Raw genomic sequence first — 16,342 nt, 5'->3', positions numbered from 1 at the left:
CCAGTGGACGCGGCCGCTATTTCGCGTACATTAATTGTCCCGCAATAAATTTAGGGGCGAGCGGATGAAATGCTGCGTTAGGCCGGTTCAGCATGGGCGCGGTGTATTTGCGACCGAAGCGATAACGAAAGGCGAGCGCATTTTAGTCTTCAGTGGCCCATTGTTAGTACGCGCCGAATTGCGCACCGATGAATACCATTTGCAGGTGGGACCTGATTTATATTTCGGTCCGTCCGGTCTGGCCGATGATTATTTAAATCATTCGTGCGAGCCGAATAGCGGTTTCGATGGCGGCTACGGATTGGTCGCGTTGCGCGACATTCAACTGGGCGAAGAAATTACGTGGGATTACAGCACGGCTATCGATGAGGCAGATTTTGCAGGAATGGCTTGTTGGTGCCGCCGCCCGTCCTGTCGCGGTGTCGTGAAATCATTCCGGCATCTCGATAGCGCGACACAGAACCGACTTAAGCCGTGGCTGCTGCCCTACCTCCGCGCTGCATACGTTGATAAATCCGAAAACAGCACAGCGCAAAGTGTTGCCGCATAGTCGTCAGCAAGCCGTTTGAACCCGTACCCTCTCGGCGGCGCCGCCGCCGAGACTCCTTCAGTTCCCCCGCATTCGATGCGATAGTACCGACAACCACCCACACTGAATCATGCGGTAAGCTAAAGTAGTACTGTGTTTTCCTTTCGAATAGCCGCTCAGGAATCTGCATGGCCGACGTCAAAGCGCGAGTACCCTCTAAGAACAATCAAAAACAAACACTCGCTAATGTGCTGTCTTGGTTGGTCGCCGACGGACTATTGGGTAGCGATGACGCATCCAGCGTGCGCCCGATCCGCAGCAAAGATGCGGCCGAGAATCATCCGCTCGCGCTGATCGCTACCCGCGACTTGAGCAGTGCGAAACCGCCGCACAAAACGCTTACGCTCGAAACATTAACCACCTGGTTTGCCGAGCGCGTCGGCTTACCGTATTACCGTATCGATCCGCTCAAAGTCGATGTCACCGCCGTTACCGCCGTCATGTCGTACAACTACGCGCGCCACTACAACATCCTGTGCGTTGCCATCCAGCCCGACAAAGTCATCATCGCCACTGCCGAGCCCGACGTCACCGAATGGGAAAAAGAACTGAATCACGTTCTACGTAAACCGATCGAGCGCGTCATCGCCAATCCGCTCGACATCAGCCGCTATCTGGTCGAGTTCTACGCACTATCGCGCTCGGTGCAGCAGGCGCGCGGCAAGACCCAAACCAGCGCCCAAGGCGAAATCACTAATCTTGAACAACTCGTCGAACTCGGCCGGCGCGGCCGGCTCGATGCCAACGATCAGCACATCATCAACATTGTCGATTGGCTGTTGCAGTATGCCTTCGAGCAGCGCGCCAGCGACATTCACATTGAACCGCGGCGCGACGACGGCAACGTGCGCTTTCGCATCGACGGCGTGTTGCACCTGGTCTACCAAATGCCGACGCCGGTGATGGCGGCGGTAATAAGTCGCGTCAAAATCTTAGGGCGCATGGACTTGGCGGAAAAACGTCGCCCGCTCGACGGCCGATTGAAAACCAAATCGCCCGACGGCAAAGAGATCGAGCTGCGCCTATCGACGATGCCGACGGCGTTCGGCGAAAAACTGGTGATGCGCATCTTCGATCCCGATGTGCTGGTGAAAAATTTCCGCGAGCTCGGCTTTAACAACGACGAGATCGCCTGCTGGCAATCGATGGTAGGCCAACCGACCGGCATCGTTCTCGTTACCGGACCGACCGGCTCGGGCAAAACGACGACGCTTTACTCGACGCTCAAGCAGCTAGCGACGCCGGATGTGAACGTTTGCACCGTCGAAGACCCGATCGAAATGGTCGAGCAGTCGTTCAATCAGACGCAAACGCAACAGAACATCGGCCTCGACTTCGCCACCGGCGTACGCGCGCTGCTGCGCCAGGATCCGGACATCATTATGGTCGGTGAGATTCGCGATCTCGAAACTGCGGAAATGGCGGTGCAAGCGGCGCTCACCGGCCACTTGGTGCTGTCGACGCTACATACCAACGACGCGCCGAGCGCGATCACTCGTCTGCTCGATCTCGGTGTCCCACCGTATCTACTCAATGCCACCCTGCTCGGCGTCGTTGCCCAACGGCTGGTACGCACGTTGTGCCCGCATTGCAAGGAAGCCGGCGACGTCGACCTCGATGACTGGAAAGAAGTCACCCGTCCGTGGCGCGTCACACCACCGGAGAAGGTGTACTACCCGAAAGGCTGCCTCGAATGCCGCAATACCGGTTACCTCGGACGTGTCGGCATCTATGAAATTTTGAGGTTGAGCGCATCGGTACGCGAGCTAGTACAGTCGGAAATCGACGTTAGTCATCTGCGCGATCAAGCGCGCAAGGAAGGCATGCGCTCATTGCGCTTAAGCGGCGCCGAAAAAGTGCACACCGGCTTAACGACGATCGAAGAAATTTTAAAAATGGCGCCAAATGAGGATAAGAAGAAAGGCACTGCTAACTAATCTCCGCAGAGGCTGGATTCCTTACTCCCTCCCCCTGAGGGGGGTGAGTCGGAGGTTACGCGAGTGTCCAGTGGACACTCGCGCCGGCGAACGGGTGCGCATGATTTTCGCGCACACTGGGCGGGAACAGGTCGGGGTGGGGGTGGGTTTAGTGGCTTCACTCGATTCTGCCCCCTCCGTTAAACCCACCCCCACCCTTTGCCCTCCCCCTGAGGGGGGTGAGTCGGAGATTTCGCGAGTGTCCAGTGGACACTCGCGCCAGCGAACGGGTGCGCGTGATTTTCGCGCACACTGGGCGGGAACAGGTCGGTAGAAAGTCTTTTTTAATATACGGACGCCAACGTTGCCCGCTGGCCGAGCATGGCACCGAACGCTTCGGCGGACACCGGTTCACTGTAGTAAAAACCTTGCGCCCCATCACACGACCGCGCCTTGAGAAACGCCGCTTGCTCGGCGGTCTCCACACCCTCGGCCACGACTTTTAAATGCAGGCTGTGCGCCATCGCGATGACGGCACTGACGATGGCGGTATCGTTCGCATCGCGGCCGATGCCGGGAACGAACGATTGATCGATTTTCAATGTATCGATCGGGAAACGCTGCAAGTACGCCAAGCTCGAATAACCGGTACCGAAATCGTCGATTGCCAAGCGCACGCCCGCCTTGGCGAGCTGCTCTAGCACGGCGAAGTTCTCCAAGCTCTGCGTCATCAGCACGCCTTCGGTGATCTCCATCTCTAGTGCATCCGCGGTCAAACCGCTCTCCTGCAACACACTTGCCGCGAGTTCCGGCAGACCGACGCGACGAAATTGCTGCGGCGACAAATTGACGGCGATGCGCAAGTCCCGTGCACCCGCGTCGCGCCAGGTCCGCAGCTGTAAACACGCCTGTCGTAACACCCACTCGCCGATCGGCACGATCAAGCCGGTTTCCTCGGCGATCTTGATGAACTCGCTGGTCGAGATCTTCCCCAAATCCGCTTGCCGCCAACGCAGCAACGCCTCAGCCGCGTAGATTCTACCGCTGCCGAGTTCGACCTGCGGTTGATACTCGAGCGTCAGCTCACCGCGCTCCAGCGCATTGTGCAGGCGATTGGCGATTACCAGCCGGCGTTCGGCAGCTTTATTCAAATGCGGTGTGAAGTACTGGAAATTATTGCGTCCCTTTTCTTTAGCGTGATACATGGCGGTATCGGCGGCACGCATCAATACTTCAGCGTCGAGACCGTCGGCGGGATAGAGGCTGATGCCGATACTGCCGCTGATATGCAGCTCATCGTGCTCTATGAAGAACGAGTCGCGCAATGCCACCAATAATTTTTCGGCAATGTGGCGCGCGTCGTCGTTTTCGAGCAGGTTCGGCAAACAAACGACGAATTCGTCGCCGCCCAAACGGGCGACGCTGTCGCCGTCACGCAGGCAACGTTGTAACCGCCGCGCGGTCATGCGCAACAGCCGGTCGCCGACTTGATGGCCGAGCGAGTCGTTGATGTGCTTGAAGCCGTCGAGATCGAGGAACAGCACCGCGACCATCCGCTGATTGCGCTGCGCATGCGCGATCGCTTGGCCGATGCGGTCGCGAAACAAAATTCGATTCGGCAGACCGGTCAGCGTATCGTGCTGCGCTAAATAGCGGATGCGCTCTTCGACGCGCTTGCGATCGGTGATATCGCGCGCAATCACCGATGCGCCGCGGATCGTGCCGACTGCATCTTTGATAGGCGAGATCGTCAGCGACACATAAATCCGTTTGCCGTCTTTGCGAACGCACTCCGTCTCGTGGTGCAGAATGCGTTCGCCCTGACGGAGGCGCTCAAGAAAATGCTGCTCTTCGTCGGTGCACTCCGGCGACACCAACATAGAAATCGGTTGGCCGACCGCTTCGGCCGCCGAATAACCGTAAATGTGTTCCGCTGCTTGGTTCCAAGAAAGGATAATGCCGTCGGGGGTCTGACTAAGAATGGCGTCGCTCGATGATTCGACGATAGTGGCGAGCCAGCGTTGCGATTCCTCCGCGCGCTGGTACTCGGCGCGAAATTGTTGCTCGCCTTGATGCAATGCCGTGGTGAGTCGTCGACGCTCGGCGACGGCTAATGCGACCAGGGCAACAGCGACGGCAGCGATGAACACTTGCCACAATAGCGCCGCGTTGGTGGTGTAACCACCAACGCCGACGACGACGTAAAGCAGCGTCAACGCCGCAATCGGGGTCCAGCTTGGAAGAAGCACTTGTTTACGCATCGGCTCATCCTCCATGATGCGTTTGCCGAAGACAAAAAAAGCGCGCGACGAATCACTGTATTAAAGAAGCATAGACTACGTGCCCTCCACTTTTCTTTCAGGATATTCCCGACCTTAAATACCACATTATTTACGTGGTATAAGCAGGTGCGGCAACAGCAGCGATTAGCGCCCTAATTTCCGGCAGGCACGAGCCGCAATTCGTTCCCGCCTGCACTCGCACGCCCACGGCTTGCGACGTGGCACAGCCGCTGCGAATGGCATCGAGAATGCGCGCACGGCCGACGCCGAAACAGGCACAGATAATGCTGCCCTCGGTCCGCGTACCGAGCGGCGCCCGGCCGGACAACAAGCCCAGCCGTTGGTCAGCGCCAAGGCTGTTGCTCGCCATCAACGATTCGAGCCAGGCACGCGCCGGTAGCCTAGCCGACGGCCCTATAAACAAACACCCGGTCAGTTGTTGCCGATCAATGCGCGCCGCTCGATAACGACCGGCGGTGACGTCCTCGAGCTCGAGCCATTCGCCATCGGCACCGAACCAAGCACGCGCTTGTTGGCGCCACGATGGCGGCAGCTGCTCGCCGGCAATCTCGTAACGCCAGTAACCCTGCCCTTTCACTTGCACGCGATACTGACAACCATCCAAGCGCAGCGGCTCACGTATCAGCAAGAAGCCGTGCCACAACGGTCTATACGGCGCTACCCGCGCTGGCGTGTGTTTGAATTCCGGCTGGCCGGAAATCGGATCGGTCACCGGATTGACCAACGCGTCAGCCTTCGCCAAACGCGCAACCGAATCGCTCCAATGAAACGGCACGAAGATCGAGCCGCGTCGTTGCCGTTCGCTCACTTGCACTCGTGCCAACATTTCTCCATACGGCGTCGTCACCCGCGCCAAATCATCGGCCACCAGCTCGGCACGGACAGCATCATCCGGATGGATCTCGATGTAGGGCTCGCTGATATGCGCATTGAGCCGCGGCGCACGCGCGGTCCGCGTCATCGTATGCCACTGATCGCGGATGCGACCGGTGTTCAGTATCAGCGGATAGTCGTCGGTCGGTGGTTGCGCCGGCCCGCGCACCGCGATCGCGATCATTTGCGCCCGACCCGACGATGTTGGAAACCGGCCTTGATCGAACAATCTTGCCGTACCGGTCGGCGCCTGAGTGGTCACTGGCCACTGCACCGGCGTCAACGCGTCGTACGCTAGGTTCGTGATATCGGCGAGCGCGCTGATATCGAACACGCGCGCGCCGTCGTTTTCGAAACCCGAGAGCCGTGCATGCTCGCGAAAAATATCGGCCGGCTGCGCATACGGAAATTGCGCCGCCCAACCGAGCCGCTGCGCGACTTGCGTGATAATCCACCAGTCCGGTCGCGCCTCGCCCGGCGGTGCCATAAAGCGCCGCTGGCGCGAAATGCGGCGCTCGGAGTTCGTGACCGTCCCATCCTTTTCGCCCCAGCCGGCGGCCGGCAATACGATATGTGCGCAATCAACCGTATCGGTCTGACGTACGCAATCGGAAACGATCACGAGTTCGCACTGCTTAAGCGCCGCACGCACACGGTCGGCATCGGGCATGCTGACCGCCGGATTGGTCGCCATTATCCAAACCGCTTTGATCTCGCCGCGTTCGATCGCCCGAAACATATCGACCGCCTTCAATCCAGGCTGGGTAGCGACACGAGTCGAGCCCCAGAACCGCGCCAACCGATCGGTCGTTGTCGGTGTGAAACCCATGTGTGCCGCCAGCTGGTTGGCGAGCCCACCGACTTCGCGGCCGCCCATCGCGTTCGGTTGCCCGGTGAGCGAGAACGGTCCCATGCCCGGCCGACCGATGCGACCGCTCGCGAGATGGCAATTGATGATGCTGTTGACACGGTCGGTGCCGTTCGACGATTGATTGATACCTTGCGAGAACAACGTGACCACACGTTCGGTGCCGGCGAACCCTTGATAAAAGCGCGCCACGTCGACTTCGGCTAATCCACAAGCGGCAGCGACCGCTGGAATCGACGGCGCCGCATTGCGTGCGGCGGTCAACGCGGCGCCATAACCGTCGACATGCTGCTCCATGTATTCCAGATCGAGCCGATCGGCCAGGCGCAAATAATTGAGCAAGCCGTTGAACAACACTGCATCGGTACCTGGCCGAAGCGATAACTGCAAGTCGGCGAGCTCGCTCGTCGCGGTGCGTCGTGGATCGATGTTGACGATTTGTAATTGCGGTCGCGCTTCCTTGGCGCGTTGCAGACGCTGGAATACGACCGGGTGGCACCACGCGCTGTTGGCGCCGACAATCACGACCAGATCGGCGATATCCAAGTCTTCGTAACTGTTCGGCACCAAGTCTTCGCCGAAGGCACGCTGATAGCCGGCAACGGCCGACGCCATGCACAGGCGCGAATTGGTATCGATATTCGAACTGCCGAGGAATCCTTTAATCAGCTTATTGGCGACGTAATAGTCTTCCGTGAGCAACTGACCAGAGACATAAAACGCAATCGCACCGGGACCGTGCCGCTCTACCGTACGGCGCAAGCTGTCGGCGACGATCGCCAGCGCCATGTCCCACGATACGCGCTGACTGCCGATCTCCGGGTAAAGCAACCGATCCTCCGGACCGAGCGTGTCAGCCAAGGCGGCGCCCTTGGAACACAGGCGGCCGGCGTTTGCCGGATGGTTCGGATCGCCGGCAACCTGAATGGTGTCGTCAGGCGCACGGGTCACGCGCAATCCGCAGCCAACACCGCAATACGGACAAGTCGTGGCGACACTCGTCATGCCGACACGGCAGACACACAATCGGCGGCGCTACGACGTTGCGCGACCAACGACAACCAGATGATGCCGTCATCGATACGCACCGGATAGGCGCGCGTACAACCGATATCGGGCGCAACGGCATCGCCGGTCTTCAGCTCCAGCACCCATTCATGCAGCGGGCACGCGACCCGCCGACCGAAGACGATACCTTGCGACAACGGCCCGCCTTTATGCGGGCAACGATCTTCGAGCGCGAACACTTCGTCGTTGCCAGTGCGAAAAACAGCGATATTGACCCGCGGGCCGCGGATCACCCGTGCGCCGAGACGCGGAATATCGTCGAGCGCACCGACCTTGATCCAGGTTTGCGACATAGGCTCTCCTTTAGGGCGACGCAGCGGCCTGCCCTGGGTTCATCTATTACACATTTAACGAGATCGAACGGAACTCAGTTTGATCGTGGCCGGCGGCGCGCTCGGCCCATGGATCGATCTGTGCACTTTTCTGTGATTCCAGAAAACGTGCCGCCAGTACTCGCCGACTTTCAGCATCCTCCACCAAACGCTTGGTCAAATAGGCGAGGCCGACACGCTCGATCCATGGCGCGGTGCGCTCGAGGTAACGCGCCTGTTCGCGATACAGCTGCATGAAGCCGGCGCAGTACTCCAGCACCTCGTCCATCGTCCGCACCTTGCACAGCAGATCGGTAACGCGCACCTTCACGCCACCGTTACCGCCGACATGAATTTCCCAACCGGAATCGACGGCGACGACACCGAAGTCCTTGATCGTCGCCTCGGCACAATTGCGCGGGCAACCCGACACCGCCATCTTGACCTTGTGCGGCGTCCACGAGCCCCACGTCATCTTCTCCATTTGGACGCCCATACCGGTCGAGTCTTGCGTACCGAAGCGGCACCATTCCGAACCGACGCAGGTCTTCACGGTTCGCAATGCCTTGCCGTAAGCATGACCCGACACCAGGCCGGCGGCATTGAGATCGCGCCACACCTGCGGCAGGTCTTCCTTTTTCACGCCCAGCAAATCGATGCGTTGGCCGCCGGTAACCTTGACCGTCGGCACTTGATAACGCTCGGCGACATCGGCGATGGCGCGCAATTCTTTCGGCGTGGTAACGCCGCCCCACATACGCGGGACAACGGAATAGGTACCGTCTTTTTGAATATTGGCGTGGGCGCGCTCGTTGATAAAACGCGAGCGGCTGTCGTCGGCATATTCGCCGGGCCAGGTGCAGATCAAGTAGTAGTTCAATGCCGGCCGACACTTCTGACAGCCGTCGGCGCTTTTCCATTCGAGGAAACGTGTCACCGCCGGAATGCTCTTCAACGCGTTGGCGCGAATCGCCTGCCGTACCTCATCGTGAGTGTAGGTCGTGCACGGGCACATCGGCTTGTGCTTCTGCGTCGGCGACACATCACCGACGGTCGATGCCAGCAACTGCTCGACCAGACCAGTGCAAGAACCGCACGAGCTCGATGCCTTGGTATGGGCGCGCACCTCGTCGAGCGAGAACAAACCCTTCTCGGTAATCGCGCGCACGATCGTGCCCTTGCACACGCCGTTGCAACCGCAGATCTCGGCGTCGTCCGGCAACGCCGCGACTTTTGTCGCACTGCCGGCACCGTGGCCGGAATCGCCGACGTGCGCTTGGCCGAACAATAAATGTTCGCGCAAATTCGAAACGTCGGTACTGTCGCGCAACAATTGAAAGTACCAAGGACCGTCGACGGTATCGCCGATCAAAACGCCGCCGCAGATGCGGTTGTCGCGCAATACCAATTTCTTGTACACGCCGCGCGCGGTGTCTTGGAATACCAGCGATTCGGTGTGCTCGTTACCTTTGAAGTCGCCGGCGGAGTACACCTCGATGCCGGTGACCTTGAGCTTGGTGGCGGTGAGCGAACCGGTGTAACGGGCAACGCCGGCGCGGGCCAAATGATTGGCGCACACTTTCGCCTGTTCGAACAACGGTGCGACCAAGCCATATGTCTGGCCGCGATGCTGCACACATTCGCCGACGGCATAAACGCGCGGATCGTAAGTCTGCATCGTGTCGTTGACGACGATACCGCGCTCGCAGTGCAACCCGGTCTGCTTTGCTAGCTCGATATTGGGACGAATACCGACTGCCATCACCACCAAGTCGGCCGGCAGCTCGACGCCATTCTTGAATCGAATCGAACGAACATGGCTATCGCCGAGAATTGCCTCGGTCTGATGTTGCAGCAAGAAACTCAGCCCGCGTTGCTCGAGCGCCGCCCTGAGCAAGCCGGCGGCCGGCGCATCGAGCTGGCGCTCCATCAACGTATCCAACAGATGCACCACCGACACCTGCATGCCCTGCTTGGCCAAGCCGTTGGCCGCTTCGAGACCCAGCAAACCACCGCCGATGACGATCGCATGGCGGCCGCCGTCGCGCGCGGCGGCTAACATACGATCAACGTCATGGATGTCACGGAACGTGACGACACCGGGCAAATCTTTTCCGGGCAACGGCAACAGAATGGGGCTAGAACCGGTAGCGAGCAGCAGCCGATCGTAAGTTTCCAGCGTGCCATCGTCGGCGATGACACGCCGGCGGCGGCGATCGATCTCGACGACGGTCTTGCCGAAGTGCATACGAATACCGTGCTGACGATACCAGGCGAGATCGTTCAGCATGATCTCCGGCAACGTCTTCTCGCCGGCCAACACTGGCGACAACAGGATGCGGTTGTAATTACCGTACGGCTCGGCGCCGAACACCGTGATCTCATATAAGTCCGGCGCCAACGCTAACAACTCCTCAAGCGCACGAACGCCGGCCATACCGTTACCGACGAGTACAAGCTTTTGTTTCATCGCTGACCTCATCTGACAGAGCGCGTAAACGCCTAGAGCAAGCGCCGTGCCACCGAACTATCTGAGGAATTCAGCCACTATCGCTGGACGAACAGCCGGCGCCTGCACAGTTGCAGGGAGCCGTGATGCGGGATGCGCTGAGTTAGTGCAATTACTCGCCGACGTGCAGCAGCTGGCCGCGGACGCGAGCGATGTGGAAGTACAGCAGGAATACGCCGGTACCGATCGCAAGGTAAACCACGTTGAGAGCGACCGCGCGCACTAACAGATCGGTACGGAACATGTGATCGAACAATACCGCACGCATGCCTTCGAAAACGTAGGTCGACGGCAACAACAAGGTGAGCTTCTGCAGCCAGGCCGGCAAAATCTCGATCGGGTAATAAACGCCAGAGATCGGTTGCAACGCGAACACGACGAACCAGGCCATGCCCTCGGCACCCGGGCCATAACGCAGCACCATTACGCATGCGTCGCATGGGTAGCGTAGCGCCTCGGGTTTGTCAGCCGAGTGTTCTAGGTGCTGTGTTACATTATCCCGGCATTCAATGACGATGGGGATTTAATAGCTATGATACGACGTACGTTACTGGGCATTGGGTTATTGCTCGCCATGTGGAGCGGCGCCGCTTGGACGGCCGACACCACGCTTACCTGGCACGGTCATTCAGCGTTCGAAATCGTCACACCGAAAGGCAAAGTGCTGATGATCGATCCGTGGATCAAGAACCCGGTCAATCCAAACGCCAAAAGCGGCAAAGATCCGTTGGCGGCGATCACCAAGGTCGACTACATCCTCATCACACACGGGCACTTCGATCACGTCGGCGACGCCGTCGCGATCGCTAAAAAAACCAAAGCGCGGTTAATCACCAATCCCGAGCTCGCCACCAATTTAGCCAAGCTGCACGGCTATCCAAAAGATCAGATGGGAGTCGATACGTTGCTGAACATCGGCGGCGAAATCACCATCGCTGACGGCGAAGTCATGGTGGCGTTGACGCCGGCGATACATTCGAGCGGTCTGACCGACCCGTTCGCCGGCGAGAAGGATCCGGATGTGGTATACGGCGGCAGCGCCGCCGGTATCGTCGTGCGTATCAAAGACGGCCCGACGATCTATCACAGCGGCGATACCGCCTTCTTTAAAGACATGTCGCTCATCGGTGAGCAATACGACCCGGACGTGGCGCTGATCAACATCGGCGGTCACTTCGGCATGGAACCGATAATGGCGGCGCGTGCCGCTAAAGCGGTGCAGGCCAAGATCGTCATTCCGCATCACTACGGCACGTTTCCGGTGTTAACGCAGGACCCGAGAATTTTTGCCGAGGAGCTGGAACGAATCGGCGTCGCTTACCGGATCATGCAGCCCGGTTCCAGTGTCACGTTCAAAGGTCACAAGATGGTGCGGAATTAAACTATCGACAATAATTCTCTCCCTCGTGCGAGGGAGAGAATTTTTTCGGAGTCGCTAAATACTCAACGTCTTCCAGACGCACTTGCCGCCGGATTTCTTGTCGATCTCTTCCAGCCACGCTTGATGTGCCGCCAATTCGTCGCTGCTGGCGGCAACCACCAACAACGGTTGCTGCGCGGTAATGCGCCGGATCTCATGCTCGACCAACACTGCAACCGCTGCCGCCGGGCCGCGGTTGTCTTCGAACAGACCGGCTTGGCCGCCGGTCATCGTCAGAAAAACATCCGCTAATATCTCGGCGTCGAGCAACGCGCCGTGGAACGTGCGCTGGGTATTGTCGACGCTATAGCGTCGACATAGCGTATCCAAATCGTTCTTCTGCCCCGGGTGCAAGCTGCGCGCGAGCGTCAGCGAATCGGTGATTGTCGCCAGCGTCTCGATTTTCAACGGGGCGCCGACGTTGGCAATGCCAGCGCTGCCCTCTTCCGCCAGACGCAACAACTCGTGGTTAATAAAGCCGACGTCGAACGGAGCGTTGTGGATGATGATCTCGGCGCCGTTAACGAAGTCGAGAAACGCCTCGGCAATATCGGCGAATCGCGGCTTGTCGGCCAAAAACTCGTTGGTGATACCGTGCACCTCGATCGCGCCGGCGTCGATTTCGCGGTTGGGATTGATGTAATGGTGAAATGTATTGCCGGTGAGGCGACGGTTGACCACCTCGACGCAACCGATTTCAATGATGCGATGACCTTGCGCGGGATCGAGGCCGGTGGTTTCTGTATCGAGCACGACTTGACGCATGCGTGAATGACTCGCTGGGTTGGTCTGAAGGATTTAACTCAGTAACTCGTCGATGCCGCGGTTGGCGAGTTGGTCGGCACGTTCGTTTTCGATATGACCGCTATGACCCTTGATCCATTCCCACTCGACGCGATGACTCGCGATCGCTCGCTCCAACCGCTCCCATAAATCTTGATTCTTGACCGGCTGCTTAGCGGCCGTCTTCCAGCCGCGCCGCTTCCACTGCGGCAACCATTCGGTGATACCACGGCGGACATATTGCGAGTCGGTCGTCAGCGTTACTTCGCACGGACGCTTCAATGCCTCCAGCGCTTGAATCGCCGCCATCAGCTCCATGCGATTGTTGGTCGTCAGACGTTCGCTGCCGTACAACTCTTTTTCGGTATCGCCGAAACGAAGAATCGCGCCCCAACCCCCGGGACCTGGATTACCGCGACAGGCCCCGTCGGTGTAGATCACCACTTTAGCCATGCCGTCGGGTTTTCCGCTGATAGCTACCGGTCAATGCGCCGCGCACCGCCGGCTCAACACCGACCAGACCCAAGGCTTTACGCTTTTTCCATGATACCGGCAACGGCGTCATACCGAATGCGCGCTTCTTGGCAACGACCATATACACCGCCGCCATCATCGGCCACCAGCGATCGCCAGCTTTCTCTAGGAAGTACAGCCGATCGCGCGCACTTTCGCGTCTTAACGGCGGACGGTAGTACAGCATACTGCCGTGCGTACATTCGAAATCGAGTAATCCCAACCAATCTTTGACGCGCGCCAGCGAAAAGAAATGACCGCACCACGGCGCCGACTTGGGTCGGCGCGCCAACAATCGGCGCACGCCCCACAAACTCATGTTATTGAAACCGAGAATAACGACATGCCCTTCCGGACGTAATACGCGGCTGACTTCGCGCAACACCGGATGCGGATCGTCGCAAAAATCAAGCGTATGCGGCAGCAACGCCAAGTCGATACTGCGCTCGTCGAGCGGCAGCGCGTCGGTCTCGCCCAACACCAGGCTCGTACGCGATCCGGTTAACATCTGTTCGACCGGACAATTTTTATACTGCTGCGGACCGTCTTGATCGAGCATGATGCGCGTCGGTGCGACCGACGCATCGAGCAGATCGAGCTTACCGATGCGGCCGAGCTGCAAGGCAATGGTGCCATAGAGCGACGGTAATATCGTCCGAAGACGATGCGCCTCGACGGCCTGTAACGATCGCCCGAGCGGGCTATCGAACCAGCACAGAAGTTGTGCGCGCATATCCGCAATGCATGTAGGATGCTCGTTGACGGTTTCGTCAGAGCCTTTCAAACTGAACGCCATGACAACTGTTTTACACGTCCGGGCCTTTCAGGACAACTACATCTGGCTGATCCGCGCCGACACACGACCGGCAGTTGCGATCGTCGATCCGGGTGATGCCGCGCCAGTATTAAATTACTTGCAACACGAGCAACTGATTCCGGTAGCGGTGTTGTGTACACACCACCACGATGATCATGTTGGTGGCGCGCAGGCATTGGCGGATAAATATTCTCTACCCGTGTACGGCCCGGCAACCGAACCGATCGACGCGATAACACATCCGCTGCGCGAGGGCGATCGCGTAACGCTACCGGCACTTTCGCTGACATTAAACGTCATCGATATCCCGGGCCACACCCGCGGTCACATAGCCTACGTCGGCGACGACAAGCTGTTCTGCGGTGACACATTGTTCTCCGCCGGTTGTGGTCGATTGTTCGAAGGCACTGCCGAACAAATGTATCGTTCGCTCAGTTGCCTCGCGGCATTGCCCGACACTACCGCCGTTTATTGCGGTCATGAATACACCCTCGCCAACCTTCGCTTTGCGATGACCGTCGAACCGAACAATACCGAGACGACGACGTATTACCGTCAGGCGGAACAACGGCAAGAACAGGGCCAACCCACCCTGCCGTCGACCATCGGTCGCGAACGACAGGTGAATCCGTTCCTGCGTACGACAGTGCCGACAGTGCGCGAAACGGCCGAAAAACACGCGAACGAACGATTAAATGACGATGTCGCGGTTTTCGCGGCTCTACGCCGATGGAAGGACCACTTCCGCGGATAGTCCGAGGCTAAAACCCGGGGTTTATAATTGACGCCTCTGCCGCTTCTGCCTAGTATTCAACAGCATGGGCAATCCGATAAGTAACAAGCGTCACCTCATCCAGTTCCTCATTCAGCTCACCATCCCCGCCATACTCTGCGGGTGCGGTACGCTTTCGGAACCAACCGTTACCACTCAGTCGATTCGCGAAGCGGAAGCGGCCAAACTTTCTCAGGTAAAAGCGCCGGCGGTCCCTGCGACTAACAACACCGTCGAATCGCCGATCGTTTCTAGCGTTTCGAATCGGGAATCGCGGGAGTTAAATGTAATCGGCGCGACCGTGCCGGCGGCGACGGAGCCGGCGGAAGTCTCGGCCGATGACAACCGTTTCGCCGATATTCCGGAAAATAGCGTCTGGGCGCGCATCCGTGCCGGCCTCAAAATGCCGAAGATGGATGCGGATCTTACTGGCCCGCATGAACGCTGGTTCGTCGAAAACGCCGAGTTCCGCGAGGCGATGTTCGAGCGTTCGAAGCTCTATCTCTATTACATCGTCGAAGAGGTCGAGAAGCGCGGCCTACCGATGGAAATCGCACTGTTGCCGGCCATCGAAAGTGCATACAAGCCTTACGCTTACTCGCGTGCGCGCGCGAGCGGCCTATGGCAATTCATCCCGTCTACCGGTCGCCTATACGGTTTGAAAAACAACTGGTGGTACGACGGCCGTCGTGACGTCATCGCCTCTACCCGTGCGGCGCTCGATTACCTGGAAAAGCTGCGCGATGATTTCGACGGCGACTGGCAGCTCGCGCTCGCTGCCTATAACGCCGGCGAAGGCCGGGTTGGGCGTGCCATCGAGCAAAATCGTCGCAAGGGCCTGGGCACCAATTACGTCAGCCTACGTCAGCTGAAGCAAGAAACTCGGCAGTACGTACCGAAACTGATGGCGATGGTGAACATCGTCACCAATCCCAGGGCCTATGGCGTTGCCTTGCCCGAGATTCCAAACGAGCCCTACTTCGCCAGCGTCGACACAACTTCACAGGTTGACCTCGGCGTCGTTGCCCGCTTGACCGGCATGGAGCCGACCGACCTGTATCACATCAATCCTGGCTACACCCGCTGGGCCACCGACCCTAACGGCCCGCACCAGGTGCTGGTGCCGGTCGATAAGCGCGACGCGCTGGTCGCTGGCTTAAGCAATCTGCCGCAAAGCGAGCGCGTGCAATGGCAACATCATGAAGTTCGTCACGGCGACACGCTGCACAGCATCGCTCGCAGTTATCGCATGACGGTCGAAGCCATCAAGGCGGCCAACAAGCTCACCAGCGGCGTGTTACGCACCGGTCAAAGCTTGCTACTACCCATATCGGCGAACGCCGTGCTACCGCCGGCAGCAGCTGCGCCAGCAAAGCCGATACGCACGGTTGCCAAATCGACCAACCGCCCGACGCTGCATCGCGTGCGTCCCGGCGAAACACTGAGCAGCATTGCCCGGCGCTATAACGTGATGGTGCGCCAGCTGGCGGACTGGAATTCGCTCAAGCCGGGCGAAGTACTGCGGATGGGCCAGCGGCTCAAGATCTTCGGTCACGAATCGCCTTCGGCGTAGTATCCATCCGCTACCTGCGCAATACGC

Annotated in this window: 13 protein-coding genes; 5 read left to right on the top strand and 8 right to left on the bottom strand. The window is 58.9% G+C overall.

All coding sequences use genetic code 11. The features are described 5' to 3' along the window. Nucleotides 1-34 precede the first annotated feature (34 nt). Both HY308_14065 and HY308_14060 read left to right on the top strand, forming a co-directional pair. Nucleotides 35-550, top strand: a complete 516-nt coding sequence (locus HY308_14065) for an SET domain-containing protein (protein MBI3899400.1) — start codon at nucleotides 35-37, stop codon at nucleotides 548-550. Between the two features lie 167 nt (nucleotides 551-717). Next, nucleotides 718-2,526 carry a type II/IV secretion system protein gene (locus tag HY308_14060; GenBank protein MBI3899399.1) on the top strand — a complete coding sequence of 603 codons (1,809 nt, stop codon included), beginning with the start codon at nucleotides 718-720 and terminating at the stop codon, nucleotides 2,524-2,526. Nucleotides 2,527-2,849: 323 nt separating this feature from the next. Here HY308_14060 and HY308_14055 read toward each other — a convergent pair whose 3' ends face one another. The 5 genes from HY308_14055 to HY308_14035 all read right to left on the bottom strand — a co-directional run bounded on the left by HY308_14055 (nucleotide 2,850) and on the right by HY308_14035 (nucleotide 10,861). Then, nucleotides 2,850-4,766 (bottom strand): EAL domain-containing protein, encoded by a 1,917-nt coding sequence (locus tag HY308_14055; GenBank protein MBI3899398.1) that lies wholly within the window; start codon nucleotides 4,764-4,766, stop codon nucleotides 2,850-2,852. Nucleotides 4,767-4,896: 130 nt separating this feature from the next. Beyond that, nucleotides 4,897-7,554: a molybdopterin-dependent oxidoreductase gene (locus tag HY308_14050; GenBank protein MBI3899397.1), complete on the bottom strand. Its 2,658-nt coding sequence runs from the start codon at nucleotides 7,552-7,554 to the stop codon at nucleotides 4,897-4,899. Continuing rightward, nucleotides 7,551-7,910, bottom strand: coding sequence for a nitrite reductase small subunit NirD (nirD, locus tag HY308_14045; GenBank protein ID MBI3899396.1), 360 nt, complete (start codon nucleotides 7,908-7,910; stop codon nucleotides 7,551-7,553). Before nirD ends, HY308_14050 begins: the two co-directional genes overlap by 4 nt. 46 nt (nucleotides 7,911-7,956) lie before the next feature. After that, nucleotides 7,957-10,410 carry an NAD(P)/FAD-dependent oxidoreductase gene (locus HY308_14040; GenBank protein MBI3899395.1) on the bottom strand — a complete coding sequence of 818 codons (2,454 nt, stop codon included), beginning with the start codon at nucleotides 10,408-10,410 and terminating at the stop codon, nucleotides 7,957-7,959. Between the two features lie 139 nt (nucleotides 10,411-10,549). Further along, on the bottom strand, nucleotides 10,550-10,861 hold the full coding sequence (locus tag HY308_14035) for an ABC transporter permease (GenBank protein MBI3899394.1): 312 nt from the start codon (nucleotides 10,859-10,861) through the stop codon (nucleotides 10,550-10,552). 108 nt (nucleotides 10,862-10,969) lie between these two features. Between HY308_14035 and HY308_14030 the strand changes: the two genes are divergently transcribed. Further along, nucleotides 10,970-11,818 carry a metal-dependent hydrolase gene (locus HY308_14030; GenBank protein MBI3899393.1) on the top strand — a complete coding sequence of 283 codons (849 nt, stop codon included), beginning with the start codon at nucleotides 10,970-10,972 and terminating at the stop codon, nucleotides 11,816-11,818. 54 nt (nucleotides 11,819-11,872) lie between these two features. Here the strand turns inward: HY308_14030 and dnaQ are convergent, their stop codons facing one another. Genes dnaQ through HY308_14015 form a run of 3 tightly spaced genes read right to left on the bottom strand, consistent with a single transcriptional unit; the run spans nucleotide 11,873 to nucleotide 13,886 of the window. Then, nucleotides 11,873-12,622: a DNA polymerase III subunit epsilon gene (dnaQ, locus tag HY308_14025; protein MBI3899392.1), complete on the bottom strand. Its 750-nt coding sequence runs from the start codon at nucleotides 12,620-12,622 to the stop codon at nucleotides 11,873-11,875. A gap of 33 nt (nucleotides 12,623-12,655) precedes the next feature. After that, nucleotides 12,656-13,093, bottom strand: coding sequence for a ribonuclease HI (gene rnhA / locus HY308_14020; GenBank protein MBI3899391.1), 438 nt, complete (start codon nucleotides 13,091-13,093; stop codon nucleotides 12,656-12,658). Continuing rightward, complete coding sequence (locus tag HY308_14015) at nucleotides 13,086-13,886, bottom strand: methyltransferase domain-containing protein (GenBank protein ID MBI3899390.1); 801 nt, start codon at nucleotides 13,884-13,886, stop codon at nucleotides 13,086-13,088. Before HY308_14015 ends, rnhA begins: the two co-directional genes overlap by 8 nt. 61 nt (nucleotides 13,887-13,947) lie before the next feature. Here HY308_14015 and gloB point away from each other — a divergent pair, with 61 nt between their 5' ends. Together gloB and HY308_14005 are read left to right on the top strand one after the other, a co-directional pair. Beyond that, nucleotides 13,948-14,724: a hydroxyacylglutathione hydrolase gene (gloB, locus tag HY308_14010; GenBank protein MBI3899389.1), complete on the top strand. Its 777-nt coding sequence runs from the start codon at nucleotides 13,948-13,950 to the stop codon at nucleotides 14,722-14,724. A gap of 64 nt (nucleotides 14,725-14,788) precedes the next feature. Next, nucleotides 14,789-16,315 carry a transglycosylase SLT domain-containing protein gene (locus tag HY308_14005; protein MBI3899388.1) on the top strand — a complete coding sequence of 509 codons (1,527 nt, stop codon included), beginning with the start codon at nucleotides 14,789-14,791 and terminating at the stop codon, nucleotides 16,313-16,315. Nucleotides 16,316-16,342: the final 27 nt, after the last annotated feature.

The sequence above is a fragment of the Gammaproteobacteria bacterium genome (genome assembly GCA_016199745.1).
GTDB lineage: Bacteria > Pseudomonadota > Gammaproteobacteria > Acidiferrobacterales > Sulfurifustaceae > JACQFZ01.
This window is presented reverse-complemented; position numbering and strand designations above follow the sequence as displayed.

What these genes read in the sequence shown, in the direction of transcription:
- HY308_14055 (MBI3899398.1), bottom strand. Translation starts at nt 4,766, where the DNA reads ATGCGTAAACAAGTGCTTCTTCCAAGCTGGACCCCGATTGCGGCGTTG.
- HY308_14040 (MBI3899395.1), bottom strand. Translation starts at nt 10,410, where the DNA reads ATGAGGTCAGCGATGAAACAAAAGCTTGTACTCGTCGGTAACGGTATG.
- nirD (MBI3899396.1), bottom strand. Translation starts at nt 7,910, where the DNA reads ATGTCGCAAACCTGGATCAAGGTCGGTGCGCTCGACGATATTCCGCGT.
- HY308_14035 (MBI3899394.1), bottom strand. Translation starts at nt 10,861, where the DNA reads ATGGTGCTGCGTTATGGCCCGGGTGCCGAGGGCATGGCCTGGTTCGTC.
- HY308_14050 (MBI3899397.1), bottom strand. Translation starts at nt 7,554, where the DNA reads ATGACGAGTGTCGCCACGACTTGTCCGTATTGCGGTGTTGGCTGCGGA.
- gloB (MBI3899389.1), top strand. Translation starts at nt 13,948, where the DNA reads ATGACAACTGTTTTACACGTCCGGGCCTTTCAGGACAACTACATCTGG.
- HY308_14015 (MBI3899390.1), bottom strand. Translation starts at nt 13,886, where the DNA reads ATGCGCGCACAACTTCTGTGCTGGTTCGATAGCCCGCTCGGGCGATCG.
- HY308_14030 (MBI3899393.1), top strand. Translation starts at nt 10,970, where the DNA reads ATGATACGACGTACGTTACTGGGCATTGGGTTATTGCTCGCCATGTGG.
- rnhA (MBI3899391.1), bottom strand. Translation starts at nt 13,093, where the DNA reads ATGGCTAAAGTGGTGATCTACACCGACGGGGCCTGTCGCGGTAATCCA.
- HY308_14060 (MBI3899399.1), top strand. Translation starts at nt 718, where the DNA reads ATGGCCGACGTCAAAGCGCGAGTACCCTCTAAGAACAATCAAAAACAA.
- dnaQ (MBI3899392.1), bottom strand. Translation starts at nt 12,622, where the DNA reads ATGCGTCAAGTCGTGCTCGATACAGAAACCACCGGCCTCGATCCCGCG.
- HY308_14005 (MBI3899388.1), top strand. Translation starts at nt 14,789, where the DNA reads ATGGGCAATCCGATAAGTAACAAGCGTCACCTCATCCAGTTCCTCATT.